13 protein-coding genes and 1 pseudogene are annotated in these 12,695 nt (G+C 52.9%); 3 read left to right on the plus strand and 11 right to left on the minus strand.

The window, feature by feature from the left end:
* Positions 1 to 38: 38 nt before the first annotated feature.
* Positions 39 to 773: an MBL fold metallo-hydrolase gene (locus T260_RS130910; RefSeq protein WP_023633880.1), complete on the minus strand. Its 735-nt coding sequence runs from the start codon at positions 771 to 773 to the stop codon at positions 39 to 41.
* A gap of 151 nt (positions 774 to 924) precedes the next feature.
* On the opposite strand from T260_RS130910, the gene yhfH reads away from it, so the two are divergent.
* On the plus strand, positions 925 to 1,062 hold the full coding sequence (gene yhfH / locus T260_RS1000000138730) for a protein YhfH (RefSeq protein ID WP_011230169.1): 138 nt from the start codon (positions 925 to 927) through the stop codon (positions 1,060 to 1,062).
* A 291-nt stretch (positions 1,063 to 1,353) separates the two neighbouring features.
* On the opposite strand, the gene T260_RS130905 is transcribed toward yhfH, so the two are convergent.
* The 8 genes and pseudogenes from T260_RS130905 to T260_RS130875 form a co-directional block, all read right to left on the minus strand.
* A complete protein-coding gene (locus T260_RS130905) occupies positions 1,354 to 1,689 on the minus strand; it encodes an ABC-2 transporter permease (protein WP_236620425.1) in 336 nt (111 codons plus the stop codon).
* A gap of 155 nt (positions 1,690 to 1,844) precedes the next feature.
* Positions 1,845 to 2,417: a TetR/AcrR family transcriptional regulator gene (locus T260_RS130900; RefSeq protein WP_011230167.1), complete on the minus strand. Its 573-nt coding sequence runs from the start codon at positions 2,415 to 2,417 to the stop codon at positions 1,845 to 1,847.
* A 318-nt stretch (positions 2,418 to 2,735) separates the two neighbouring features.
* Positions 2,736 to 4,336: pseudogene (hemY, locus tag T260_RS0120095) on the minus strand (protoporphyrinogen oxidase).
* Positions 4,329 to 5,279 (minus strand): ferrochelatase, encoded by a 951-nt coding sequence (hemH, locus tag T260_RS130895; protein ID WP_011230165.1) that lies wholly within the window; start codon positions 5,277 to 5,279, stop codon positions 4,329 to 4,331. Before hemH ends, hemY begins: the two are co-directional and overlap by 8 nt.
* 16 nt (positions 5,280 to 5,295) lie before the next feature.
* Positions 5,296 to 6,333, minus strand: coding sequence for a uroporphyrinogen decarboxylase (gene hemE, locus T260_RS130890; RefSeq protein ID WP_025038854.1), 1,038 nt, complete (start codon positions 6,331 to 6,333; stop codon positions 5,296 to 5,298).
* Between the two features lie 204 nt (positions 6,334 to 6,537).
* Positions 6,538 to 7,938, minus strand: coding sequence for a hypothetical protein (locus T260_RS130885; protein WP_023633882.1), 1,401 nt, complete (start codon positions 7,936 to 7,938; stop codon positions 6,538 to 6,540).
* Between the two features lie 149 nt (positions 7,939 to 8,087).
* Positions 8,088 to 9,302 (minus strand): ABC transporter permease, encoded by a 1,215-nt coding sequence (locus T260_RS130880; protein WP_023633883.1) that lies wholly within the window; start codon positions 9,300 to 9,302, stop codon positions 8,088 to 8,090.
* Positions 9,299 to 10,036, minus strand: coding sequence for an ABC transporter ATP-binding protein (locus tag T260_RS130875; protein WP_011230161.1), 738 nt, complete (start codon positions 10,034 to 10,036; stop codon positions 9,299 to 9,301). The genes T260_RS130880 and T260_RS130875 overlap by 4 nt, the downstream gene beginning before the upstream one ends.
* A 465-nt stretch (positions 10,037 to 10,501) precedes the next feature.
* On the opposite strand from T260_RS130875, the gene T260_RS130870 reads away from it, so the two are divergent.
* A complete protein-coding gene (locus T260_RS130870; protein ID WP_014194996.1) occupies positions 10,502 to 10,924 on the plus strand; it encodes an HIT family protein in 423 nt (140 codons plus the stop codon).
* A 77-nt stretch (positions 10,925 to 11,001) separates the two neighbouring features.
* Here T260_RS130870 and T260_RS130865 read toward each other — a convergent pair whose 3' ends face one another.
* The gene (locus T260_RS130865; RefSeq protein ID WP_023633884.1) at positions 11,002 to 11,847 is read right to left on the minus strand and encodes a peptidylprolyl isomerase; all 846 of its coding nucleotides are present in this window, start codon (positions 11,845 to 11,847) and stop codon (positions 11,002 to 11,004) included.
* A 255-nt stretch (positions 11,848 to 12,102) separates the two neighbouring features.
* On the opposite strand from T260_RS130865, the gene T260_RS1000000138740 reads away from it, so the two are divergent.
* A complete protein-coding gene (locus T260_RS1000000138740; RefSeq protein ID WP_021322511.1) occupies positions 12,103 to 12,192 on the plus strand; it encodes a YjcZ family sporulation protein in 90 nt (29 codons plus the stop codon).
* Between the two features lie 141 nt (positions 12,193 to 12,333).
* Here T260_RS1000000138740 and T260_RS130860 read toward each other — a convergent pair whose 3' ends face one another.
* Positions 12,334 to 12,513: a hypothetical protein gene (locus tag T260_RS130860; protein WP_011230158.1), complete on the minus strand. Its 180-nt coding sequence runs from the start codon at positions 12,511 to 12,513 to the stop codon at positions 12,334 to 12,336.
* Positions 12,514 to 12,695 lie beyond the last annotated feature (182 nt).

The following is a 12,695-nucleotide window of genomic DNA, read 5'->3' on the forward strand; positions in this document are numbered from 1 at the left end:
GGGAAAGCGTTTCCTTTGCTGTTCTCTCTTATTTTGGCCTATTGCGCCCATGTTAGGCCGGTGTGGGCGAGGCGGATGACACCGCAAAACGTCCGGCCAGCCTCCTCAACCAGCTGCTCGTGCCGGCCAACGTGTGGCAAATGCGTCAACCATAATTCTCCGACACGTGCTCCCTCCGCGATGGCCGCCGCCTCCTCGCTCGTCATATGCCCAGCCGGCGCCGCGTTTTGCCCAGCGTAAAAGTTGCACTCGCAAATGAGCAAGTCGGCTCCTTTGGCAAACGGAAGAAACTCCGGTATATAGCTTGAATCGGCCGTATAAACAACCATCTTGCCGCCGGCAGTAATGCGCATCGCGTAGCATGGCACCGGATGGACTGTTTTCATAAATGTGATCGAAAACGGCCCGACAGCCAGCGTCCCATTCGGGTCATAGGCAATTCCTTCCGTAATGCCGCTGTGCGTCAAGCGGGAAAACGCCGCCTCGTCTTCCACATGGCCGTAAATCGGCAAGACGGGAAGGTCAGCTCCCAAATTTTTATGAATGAGACGCGCGTATTGGAGCGGGCCGATGTCGGCGATATGGTCGTAATGATAATGGGAGATGATGACCGCATCTAAGTTTTCCACAGCCGTATAGTTTTGCAGCTTGGCAAGCGCCCCGCTGCCGCAATCAACGAGCAGGCAAAATCCATCATGCTCGAACAAATACGCCGATGTCGCTTCATTGGCGGCAGGGAATCCTCCCCAATAGCCGATGACCGTCACTTTCATTTTCGGTTCTCTCCTTCCATTCGTTTTGTCTTCATCATACACAACCGCGCCTATTTTTTCATCTTTGTTGATTTTTGTTTTAAAACACCTATTGACATTTTATTGTGTGTTATAATACAATAAAATTACCAAGACAACGGAGGGGATCGGAATGTTGATGAAAGTGTTGGAATTTTTCAGAAACTTACCGCCAAAAAAATGTCTGCACTGCGGCAAAGAGATTGACGAGCAGCATGAATGCTACGGCAACACGTGCTCTGATTGCCTTGGCGCCGCTTACCGCCAATAGGTGAGCGGACGCTGCCCTTGCGTCACGTTCGCCGGCTGCCCCGCCGGCGTTTGGCTGTTCCCCAATGCAGCCTGCCTTTTCTCTTGACTGCCTCCAGCTAAGAGGCATTTTTTTTGCCAATCTCAGGGGCGCCATCACACACAACGTTCTAATGGCGGCCCATCCGCAAAAAGCAATCCCTCGTCCTAGAAAATGGTTTTAATTCCATCTGTTGTTTGATTCCGATATTGGCCAATGCAAAAAGGCGTCCCAATCTTTTTAGGACGCCTTCGAGACGGCATGGTTCAATCATCACGTTTGAGCCGCTGTTTCCGTCCATACCGCATAACGGCGGCGATACCGAAGGAGAAAATACACGAGCGTCGCCAAGGCAAAGACCGCGGCTGTCGCAAGCAATATCGCAGCTTCCTTCCACATGACCAAGAAATCGCCGCTTGAAATGACTGCTCGCAACCCACGGATCGCATGGGCCATCGGCAGCCACAGATGAAGCGACTGCAACGCACCCGGAACGAGCTCAATCGGATACGTGCCGGCGCTTCCAACTAGCTGGGCAATCAATAGCAAAATGGCAAGAAACCGGCCTGGGTTGTCAAACACGGTGACAAGGAATTGAACAATCATCATAAACGTTATGCTGATGATCCAAGTGAACAAATGCCAAGCAAATTCGGGCGGAGCACGATGGCCCGCATCTCTTTTCGCAGCATATGGCGCTCCCTCCTTTGTACAGATGACCAAATTGTCCGCATGGTCAATTTCCAACAAAAAAAGAGGATCATCTATCTCGACAATCCTTGCAAAAAATAGAGCGTAAACAATTCAGCAATTTGTTCTTTTGTCAACGGTTCATGATCTTTTTCCCAATCGACGATCAAGGCGATGTACGTCTTGAGCATCAAAAATGCCGTAATTTCCGAATTGCACGGACGAATCTCCCCTTTTTCCACCGCCGCATCAATTTTTTGCCGAATGAACTCGACCATTGCCCGGTCCAGTTTGGCAAGCACTTCTTGCACCGCCGCCGTACCGATATTGCGCACTTCTTGAAGCAGCTTCGCCGTCAGCTGATGGCGCTGGCGAAATTCCAAAATGCGGTACAAGGCGCGGTGGACGTTTTCGGAAAACGGCAGCGACGAGTCCATCGCCAGCTCCGCTTCCGCCTTGATTTCCATAATCAATCCGGAGACGATTTCATCAAGCAGTTCCTCTTTGCTTTTAAAAAACGTATAGATCGTCCCCTTGCCGACGTTGGCGAGCTTGGCGATCTGCTCCATCGTCGTCGCCTTGTAGCCAAAGGCAGCAAACGATTGGGCCGCCGCTTCGATGATTTGCCGTTTGCGGTCGCTTGCCATACTCCTCATCCTTCAAATTGACTAAATGAACAATTTGGTCAACCCGTACCCATTATACTATCAAACAACATGGATGTAAAGGGCCGTCGCATTGGGGACGGAATTTCTTCCTGCTCCCTCATCCTTTCCAAGCAAATGGGTAGAAGCGCCGTTGAAGCTTCTCCCACGTTCTTTTCACATCCCTTTTGCAGCGGAAACCACTTCCACGAGCCAACAGAGACAAACAGCCATCCGCTTCTTTTCGCTTCAACCGGCTGGCGGCCGCACCGACGTCCAAATGTGAGCGGCGAACGGACCAGGGCGTTGGAAAACCGTCGATTAACGGACGCTGCTGTACAGATCGGACGTCTGTTGAACTGGCGCTTGCTGCAAATACAGAAGCACGTCACGCACCGCTTTTTCGCCTTGGTCAATGCAATCCGGCAATCCGAGCCCTTCGTATGAGCTGCCGGCCAAAAACACCCCCGGCAGCGCATCGCCCATCTGCCGTTTAATGTGCGCCAGCCGCTCGCGGTGCCCGACCGTGTATTGCGGCATGGCCCGCTTCCAGCGCGAGATGACGGCGAACTCCGGTTGGCCGGCAATATTCATCACTTTATTTAAATCATCCAATACAACGCGGACGATCTCATCATCAGGTTGGTCGACGATCTCCTCATCGCCCGGGCGCCCGACGTAGCAGCGCAAGAGCGCCTTGCCAGGCGGCGCGGTGTGCGGCCATTTTTTATGCGTCCATGTGCACGCTGTCATCGTGTAATCGCTGCGGCGCGAAACGACAAACCCGGTGCCGTCAATGTCTTGGCGGATCGCCTCCTCCGGAAATGCGAGCGCCACCGTCGCCACCGACGTCAGCGGCACTGAACGGAACGGGGCGAAAAACGGATAGTCAGCGAACATGTCGGGCACAACATGATGCGGCGTTGTCACGATGATGCCGTCTGCCCCCCACACCTCTCCTGTGCTCAGTTGCAGCCGATACGCCGAATCGGTGCGAACGATCCGCTCGACACGCACCCCTTTGATAACGCTGCCCGGCTCAAGCCGTTTTTCCACTTCATCAACGAGCGACTGCAAGCCCGTTTTTAACGTCTGGAACGCCCCTTTCCGCTCTTTTTGCTCTTTCGGCGTCGTTCGTCTCGCTCCACGGACAAGGCTTCCGTATTTTTGCTCAAGCTGAAAAAACTGTGGAAACGTCGCCATTAGGCTCATCTCATCAATGTCGCCGGCGTAAATGCCGGAAAGCAGCGGTTCAATGAGATTGTCCACCACCTCATCGCCGAGGCGGCGGCGGAAGAAGCGGCCAAGCGGCATATCACCATCGACTTTCACCGGCGGCAGCACAAAGTCAAGCGCCGCCCGCAGCTTGCCGGCCGGGGAAAACAGTCCGGTCGTTAAAAACGGGGCGATGCGCGTCGGAATGCCCATCACCGCTCCGCCCGGAATTGGATAGAGTTTGCCGTTGACCAAAATGTACGATGTTCCGGTCGCGTTATGAACGATCTCATGTTCAAGGCCGACTTCCTTCACAAGGCGAAACGCGCTCGTTTTCCGCGCCAAAAACGAGTCTGGACCGCGTTCAATGACAAAACCGTCGCGGACGACCGTCTGCACTTTTCCGCCGAGCCGGTGCGTCGCCTCGACAAGTTTGCATGCAAGTGGGATTTTCGGCGCGCTTTTCATCACAACGANAGGCGAAACGCGCTCGTTTTCCGCGCCAAAAACGAGTCTGGACCGCGTTCAATGACAAAACCGTCGCGGACGACCGTCTGCACTTTTCCGCCGAGCCGGTGCGTCGCCTCGACAAGTTTGCATGCAAGTGGGAGGCGTTGCTCTCGAATCGCTTTTTGCAAGTAGTAAGCAGCCGTCAAGCCGGTAATGCCGCCGCCAATGATGACGACCGTCCGTTGCCCTTCATTCATGTCGATCGCCTTCTTCCGCCCACCGCTTTAACACAACCGACGCCAATGCATCAATAAACAATGGATTCGTGTTGGGCATCTCCGGTCGGTAATAGCGGGCGCCGATCTCTTCCGTCACCTGTTTGCACTCAATGTCGTTGTCATACAACACTTCCAAATGGTCGGCGACAAAACCGACCGGCGCGTAAACGAACGACGTATAGCCGCGCTCTTCGTAAAGCTGGCGCGTCAAGTCTTGCACGTCCGGCCCAAGCCATGGTTCCGGCGTCTGACCGGCGCTTTGCCAGCCGACGGCATAGTGGGCGACGCCGGCTTGATCAGCAATTCGTTTCGCTGTATCTTCGAGCTGCGTTGGATACGGGTCACCGGCTTGAATAATTTTTTCCGGCAAACTATGTGCGGATACGATCAGCACAGCTCGCTCCCGCTCACGTTCCGGCATGGCGGCAAAAATCGCCCGCACTTGTTCTGCCCAATATTGCAAAAACTTCGGCTCGTCATACCATTGATCAATCGTGTAAATGGTCGGTCCGCCGAGCTTTTTTGCTGCCGCTTTCGCCCGCTCATTGTACGAGCGAATGCTGAATGTGGAATAATGAGGGGCTAGGACGATCCCAACCGCTTCTTTGATGCCGTCATCATGCATGCGCTCGACGGCATCCTCAATGAACGGCTCAATATGTTTGAGCCCTAAATACATGCGAAACTCGACTTCATCTTGCACTTCGTTCAGCCGCTCCTCGAGCCGTTTCGCCTGCTCTTCCGTAATTTTCGCAAGCGGCGACAACCCGCCGATCGCCCGGTAGCGCGCTTTTAAATCCTCGATTTGTTCTTGCGGCGGCTTGCGCCCATGGCGAATGTGCGTATAATACCGTTCAATATCATCTTCCCGGTACGGCGTTCCGTACGCCATCACGAGCAGCCCCGCTGTTTTTTTCACCATTGTGCCACCCCCTCGTTTAGTTCGTTGACGTATATTCGTGGATAAAAGCGGTCAGACGCTTCAGTGTCGCCGGCTGAACATCCGGAAAAATGCCGTGGCCTAAGTTGAAGATGTAGCCCGGCCGTTCCATCCCTTCGTCCAAAATGCGCTTCACCCGTTCTTCGATCACGTCCCACGGCGCAAGAAGCACCGCCGGATCCAAGTTGCCTTGAATCGCTTTCGCAATGCCTTGGCGGCGCGCTTCGCGAATCGACAGCCGCCAGTCAAGGCCGATGACATCAAGCGGCAAATCGTTCCACTCATGCACTAAGTGGCTGGCGCCGACGCCAAACATAATGAGCGGAGCCCCTTCTTCCCGCAAAGCGGCAAAAATGCGCGCCATCGCCGGCTTGATAAACGTCCGGTAATCGTCAGCACTAACGGCGCCAACCCAAGAATCAAAAATTTGCACAGCGCTTGCCCCTGCCCGAATTTGCGCCCGCACATAACGGATCGTCATCTCAGCGAGCTTGTCCATTAAGGCGAACCACGCTTTCGGTTCAGCATACATGAACGCTTTCGTCTTATGATAATTTTTTGACGGACCGCCTTCAATCATGTAGCTCGCCAACGTAAACGGCGCCCCGGCAAACCCGATGAGCGGCACATCCAACTGTTCGTTGACAAGGAGCCGAATCGTTTCAAACACATACGGCACATCATGTTCTGGATCAATCTCCCCAAGCCGCTCGACGTCTTGAAGCGAGCGAATCGGATTTGCGATCACCGGCCCGATGCCGCCCTGAATCTCGACGTTCACGCCAATGGCCGGCAGCGGTGTCATAATGTCTTTATATAAAATGGCGGCATCGACGCCATATTGCTCAACGGGAAGTCTGGTGACGTACGCGCAAAGCTCCGGTTGATGCGTAATTTCAAACAGCGAATATTTTTCTTTCAGCGCCCGATACTCCGGCTGCGACCGTCCGGCTTGCCGCATATACCAAACCGGCACGTACGATGTTTGTTCGCCGCGGCAGGCGCGCAAAAATGTATCATTGATCTGTCTAGCCATCTCCATCCGCCTTTCTTTCCTCACAATCCCGTCAATGGTTTCGCCTTTTCTTGCCTTCAAACATTGCCTATCTCCTTTTCACTATACAGCTTTCCGTACCCAATGTATAGAGAAGAAGGCGAACTGTCAAAAAATCGACCGATTTTTAAGTCCATGCCCATTATAGCAAAAAAGCTGCCCCGGCCGCACGGGACAGCTTTCTGTTCAGATGAGAAACATGGCGACAACGGTCGTAACCACCAAGCCGACAGCAACAGGAATGAGGTTGCGGCGCGCCAGCTCAAACGGGTCAACCCCGCAGATCGCTGCGGCTGGAATGAGCGCCCACGGAACGAGCGTGCCGCCGCCGACCCAAATGGCGGCGATTTGGCCGAGCGCCGTCAACGTTGCCGTTCCGCCGCCGATCGCTACAGAAAACAAATGAGCGATCGAACCGGCGAGCGAGATGCCGGAAAACCCGGAGCCGTCAAGACCAGTAATCGCCCCGACGATCGTGAGCGTAACCGCCCCCACCTCATTGTTCAGCGGCACCGCATGAGCCAAGGCAACCCCTAAATCGTTGACGATGCCTTGCGATGCCTGTGGCAAATAGTCGCCGATGATTTTCACAAACCCCGCATCGCCAAGATAGAAAAACGCGGCGATCGGAATAACAGGGCCGAACACTTTAAACCCGAACTGAACCCCTTCAATAAAGTAATTTGTCACTTCCGCAAAACTTTCTTGCCGATGGGCGAGAACGGAGATGAGAATCAAAATGAAAATCGCTGTCCCACCAACCAAGGCGGTCGCTTCCCCGCCTTGCAACCGCAAATAAAACATCGCGATGACATCAAGGGCGAACAAAATCGGAATCAACAGCGCAAGCCATTTTTTCGTTTGTCCCGTCAGTAAATGACTTGTTTTCTCCAGCGTCGAATCGACCGTTGCAGCCATTTCCTCCTCCCCGCTTGCCAGTCGCCCTCGCTTCATGTCACGGCGCAGCAAGTAAAACGCCGTGACCGTTGTGACGGCCCCCATTACAAAAACAAGCGGCACACTGGCAGCGATGACATCGCCGACCGGCAGCCCGGCGGCATCGGCCGTTAATTTCGGCGCCCCTTGGATGATAAAATCGCCGGAAAGCGCGATGCCATGCCCGAACAAGTTCATCGCCATCGCCACTCCCAACGCCGGCAAGCCCACTCGGACCGCTGCCGGCAACAGAACTGCCCCCATGAGAGCAACAGCCGGAGACGGCCAGAAAAACCAAGAAATGATCATCATCAAAATTCCGATCGTCCAATACGCCCAAGCCGGCGTACGGATGAAACGGACAAACGGCGAAACCATGACATCATTGATGCCGGTGGCCGACAACACTTTGCTCATCGCCACAATAATAGAGATGACTAAAATCGTCGGCAATAGCTCCGTAATCGCGTAAATAAAGCTGTTAAACACTCCGCTGACCGCCGCGCTCAACGAATGGGTAGCGACCGCCGCCAATAAAAAGATGCCGGCAATGCAAATGAGCGATGTATCTTTGCGGGCGACCATAAACCCAATAATGAGCACGATGAACAGCAAGTAAATCCAGTGCAGCGCTACAAGCTCTACACCCATGAATCATTCCCCTTTCTTCCCAACTTCCAGCCCGACCCGCTGGACATGCGCCCAGGCCGGTGTACTACAGCATATGAAGCGGGAAAAAAGGTGTGAAAGCTTCGGCCATCCATTGAAAATGAAAAACGCCGGCGCCAGCACAAACAGCACTAGCGTCCGGCTTTCTGCCCACGTTGCAGGCGCACGTACCGCCCTGCCATCCAAAGCCCCCATATGTTTCCGCCAAGCCAAGTGGCGAGCCAAAGAAGGCGCGGGGAAACAGCCAACAGTACGAGATGGAATACCGTATTTTGCCCAATCAGCAGAATGGAAAGCAACCGAACCGCCGCAGCATCCGGTTGCGCCTGCGGCAACGGGTACAGCCGCGGCCATAGCGAATAGCGATGATGGGAAGGCAGCGCGGCCAATTGAACAGCGGTCGCGTAAAGAAACAAAAATGCGATGGCCGCCCGCCCGTATTGGTGATCGATCACAGCCAACATGAAGCCTCCAATCGCAGTGAGACGGACATACAGACCAGCATACCCGCCGGCGCGCAAAAACGTGCGGGCATACAAATGAAAAAACACATGCCGCTTGTCGTACGGAATCAAAGCGAGCAGCGAATCAAGCCAGCGCCGCCGCTTTGCCGCCTCCCTCCATTCCGGAACGTCGGTAAACAAGTTGGCCAGCCGGTAAAACGCCGTGGCCGCTCGCTGTTCTTCCACGATGATCCGTTCCCATTTCCATGTTTTCCCTCTCGTCAACCGTGACAAACAGATGGACAGAACGGCCATCAAACCGACCAAAACGACAAAAAATGGCCATGGGGCCGCAACCAGCACCAAATAAACGAACACCGCCGCTAGGATGAAACGCGTAAATGCGCCAAAGCGATGAAAAGACGGATCGGCGATGTAGCTTCCTTGCCAACTGGCCCATAAGCTCCATCCTTTGAAGCAGAAAAGACCGAACAAAAAAAGCGGCCATGACACCGGGGAAAAGCGAGCATGCAGTGGACCCGCCAACAGCAAAAGCAAAGAAAGGCCGTACGCCTGCCATAACCATGAGACGAAAAACGCCCGCTGAATATACGGACCGAGCCGTTCTTCCGCCGGCAATAAAAACACCGTATCCGCCTCGCGGAACAAGGTGCGCACCGATCCAGCGGCCGCCGCCCAGCCGAACACGACCGCCGCAATAGCCGGATACGGAAACGAGTCAGGAAGCGCCGCCGCCCAGCGCTCGTACATCACCGCTATGCCGCCAAGCACAATGATCAAACCGACGAGCAAATGGTCGTTGAACATATAGCGCAAGTAGCGGATCCGTTTTCGCCATTCCAATTGGAAACGCTGCTTCCAAAGACGGCGGGCGTCAATCATGGCGCATCGTCCTTTGTCAATTCGACGTACAGTTCATCAAGCGACGCCCCCCGCAGCCCGAACTGGCGGCGAATGTCATCGAGCGTCCCTTTGGCCTTGACGCGGCCGTTGTGCAAAATAACGAATGAGTCGCAATACCGCTCTGCCGTCGCTAAAATGTGCGTCGACAGCAAAATGCCCGCCCCCTTCGCTTTCTGTTCATTCATTCGCTCAAGCAGGGCGTGAATGGCAAGCGGATCGAGGCCGAGAAACGGCTCATCGATGATATAAAGCGGCGGTTCAAGCAAAAAGGCGCATACAATCATGACTTTTTGCTTCATTCCTTTCGAAAAATGAGCCGGAAACGAGGAAAGCCGCCGCTCCAATCGAAACTCGCGAAGCAGCGGCGGAAGGCGGCGTTCATACTCTGCTTCGCTCAACCCGTACGCCATCGCTGCTAGACGCAAATGTTCCTCAAGCGTCAATTCTTCATACAACACCGGCGTTTCCGGGATATAAGCAAACTGCCTTCGATACGTTTCCGGCCCGTCCGCAAGCCGATAGCCGTTAATGGAAATCGCGCCGCGGCGCGGTTCCATCAAGCCGATAATATGTTTGATCGTCGTGCTTTTGCCGGCTCCATTTAGGCCGATCAAGGCGACCATTTCGCCGCGGTCGACCACAAACGTCACGTCTTCAAGCACGTTTTGCGCCGTGTAGCCTCCGGATAGATCCTTCACTTCTAAAAGCGTCATCGTCCGCTCCCTTTCCGTTCTGGCCTTTGTCCCCATTGTACCAAACTATAGCCTCGCTTACCAAAAAAGATCACACCGTTCTTTTGCATAAACTCACTCAAGCCGGGCATGATAAATAGCGAAGAGGGGATGAGGAATCAAAAAGTTGATGAACGATCCATCCGAAATGGGGTGTTCGTCAAAGACACCGTTGTGAGCCGCAAAACGTTGTAAACGTTCCTAGGAAGCGACCATCGCATTCGTTGCTGGGAAGCAACGAGCCTGTCCAAAGGGGATGGTCACGTTGAACAAAGGAAGCGCTCACGCCGAACCAATTTTTGCTGCAAATGGGGTGTTCATCAAACGCACATTTGCTTGAATCATCCTCTCCCCTTTTCACCAACCGGGATGTAACCTGCGTTGCGGGATTACATCCCGGTTTTTTTATGGTAAAATGAAGAAAATAGGAAGGAAAGGGTGACCACAGTGAGCGATTGCATTTTTTGCAAAATCATTAACGGCGAATTGCCCGCGGCGAAAGTGTACGAAGACGACCATGTGCTCGCGTTTTTGGACATCAGCCAAGTGACAAAAGGGCATACGCTTGTCATCCCGAAAGTACATACGGAAAACATTTTCACCCTCACGTCGGAGGCGGCCGGCCAACTGTTTCGCGCAGTGCCGACGATTGCCAATGCACTCAGGCGAGCATTTTCCCCGGTCGGGCTCAACTTATTGAACAACAATGGCGAGCAAGCGGGGCAGACGGTGTTCCATTACCATCTTCACCTCATTCCACGCTACGGCAAAGGGGATGGGTTTGGCGCGGTCTGGAAGTCGCATGCAAGCGACTATACGCCCGCTGACCTGCAGGCGATCGCGGCCGCCATTCGCGAGCAGCTCGGCTGATCTCCCGTTGTTGAACAGCAGAAAGGTCAAGCCCACAAATAAAAAAACGGAAGCAGGGATGTTCTGCTTCCGTTTTTTTACTGTTTTCCTTGCTGCTCGATCACATCTTGCAAATCTTTGTCTTTGATCTCAACACCGGCATCTTTCACCAATTTGTCCACTTTTGACTGCATCGTCGCAGGATCAAGCTTGTTCCGTTTGACTTCAAACGCAATTTCGTCTTTCATTTCGTTGAACGACCTTTTCTTTTCTTTGTCCGTCACTTTAATGATATGGTAGCCGTAATCCGTTTTCACCGGATCGCTCACTTCGCCGACTTTCAGCTTATAGGCGGCTTCTTCAAACTCCTTGACCATTTTCCCTGGGCCAAACCAGCCTAAATCGCCGCCGTTGGACGCCGAGCCTGGATCTTGGGAGTATTCTTTGGCCAACTTGGCGAAATCCTCGCCTTTATCAAGCTTCGCCTTTACTTCTTTTGCTGTTTTTTCATCTTTGACCAAAATATGGCTGGCGCGAATTTTCGGCTTGTAGTTGTCATAATACTCCTTCAGCTCTTTCTCCGTCACTTTTATGTCTTCAACGGCCGCTTTCGTCCGCAGCAAATCGAGCTTGACCATTTCGCGGATCACTTTTTCTCCGTTCTGCTGCACGGCCAAATCATATTGCGTTCCATACGCTTCCTTGATTCGTTCGATTTCGCGGTCGATCTCTTCATCGGTTACCTTGTATTTTTTGCTCAACACTTTTTCGTCAATCAAATCACGAAGGACGGATTTGCCGACGCGCTCTTTCATCTCATTATAAAATTCGTCTTTCGTAATATTGCCGTTTTTCGTTTCCACAATCGCTTCCGAACCGTCGTTGCTGCAGGCCGACAAAGCCATGAGCGAAACGACGGCAGCGGCCATCATCCATTTTTTCATTCGCTTCACAACTCCTACATCTTTTTTCGATTGAATGTTCCCACGCTTTCAAGCGGCGCAGATCGAATGGCGCCCAAGCGCGCCCAAGAAACAACATGCTCGCCTCTTCAGCCACGACAATAACTATACCATATTTCCAATGAAAAAAAAACCTCTTTCCGCTTTAGTCATCCGCCCATAACATGCACGCTTGCCATACATATGATGAGGATGAAGCGCTCGACAGGCTTCTTCTTGCCGAAAGGGGGTGTTACGATGAGCGCACCTTATTCCGGAGGCTTTGCGTTGATTGTTGTGCTGTTTATTTTGCTAATCATTGTCGGCTGCGCCTGCGTCATCTACTAAACGAAAGAGGGTGCTCCCGCAAAAGGAGCACCCTTTTTTGCCGCCTTCCTTGAAACGAAGGGAGAGGCAACGACAATGGAACTCGCTCCATCAAAAGAAAAACATAACAATCCCCGCATCAACCGTCAGAGCAGGGAAAAGTCATGTAAACAACACTTCAAAGTAAGAAGAGATTAATAAAATCGTAATAAGGACATTAATCGTGCGAAAAACCGCCGGCTGCTGCTCCTCCGGGATGTCACGCTGCGCGCAAAGCGAGTGTGTGAGCTGGTTGATAAAAAATAAGACCGTAACCGCCAGGAGGATGAAATAAAGCACCAAAACTGTTCCCCTCCTCTTTGATCTTCACCAAACGCCGCCCATGGCTTTAACTTTACATCGTTCATGGCTGGAAATCAATCATTTTTCTTTTTCCGGACACAAACCGATTTTTCTATTGGTGAATGCGCACAAATTCGGTAAAATATACGTAAAAACGGTCACATTTTCGTCACCAAAAGGAG

Source organism: Geobacillus thermopakistaniensis (assembly GCF_000498995.1).
Lineage (GTDB): Bacteria > Bacillota > Bacilli > Bacillales > Anoxybacillaceae > Geobacillus > Geobacillus thermoleovorans.

Excerpts from the sequence above, each read along its gene's own strand:
- hemE (WP_025038854.1), bottom strand. The coding sequence starts at position 6,333 with ATGGCTAGACAGATCAATGATACATTTTTGCGCGCCTGCCGCGGCGAA.
- hemH (WP_011230165.1), bottom strand. The coding sequence starts at position 5,279 with ATGGTGAAAAAAACAGCGGGGCTGCTCGTGATGGCGTACGGAACGCCG.
- T260_RS130910 (WP_023633880.1), bottom strand. The coding sequence starts at position 773 with ATGAAAGTGACGGTCATCGGCTATTGGGGAGGATTCCCTGCCGCCAAT.
- T260_RS130880 (WP_023633883.1), bottom strand. The coding sequence starts at position 9,302 with ATGATTGACGCCCGCCGTCTTTGGAAGCAGCGTTTCCAATTGGAATGG.
- T260_RS130900 (WP_011230167.1), bottom strand. The coding sequence starts at position 2,417 with ATGGCAAGCGACCGCAAACGGCAAATCATCGAAGCGGCGGCCCAATCG.
- T260_RS130875 (WP_011230161.1), bottom strand. The coding sequence starts at position 10,036 with ATGACGCTTTTAGAAGTGAAGGATCTATCCGGAGGCTACACGGCGCAA.
- T260_RS130885 (WP_023633882.1), bottom strand. The coding sequence starts at position 7,938 with ATGGGTGTAGAGCTTGTAGCGCTGCACTGGATTTACTTGCTGTTCATC.
- T260_RS1000000138740 (WP_021322511.1), top strand. The coding sequence starts at position 12,103 with ATGAGCGCACCTTATTCCGGAGGCTTTGCGTTGATTGTTGTGCTGTTT.
- T260_RS130865 (WP_023633884.1), bottom strand. The coding sequence starts at position 11,847 with ATGAAAAAATGGATGATGGCCGCTGCCGTCGTTTCGCTCATGGCTTTG.
- T260_RS130905 (WP_236620425.1), bottom strand. The coding sequence starts at position 1,689 with ATGATGATTGTTCAATTCCTTGTCACCGTGTTTGACAACCCAGGCCGG.
- yhfH (WP_011230169.1), top strand. The coding sequence starts at position 925 with ATGTTGATGAAAGTGTTGGAATTTTTCAGAAACTTACCGCCAAAAAAA.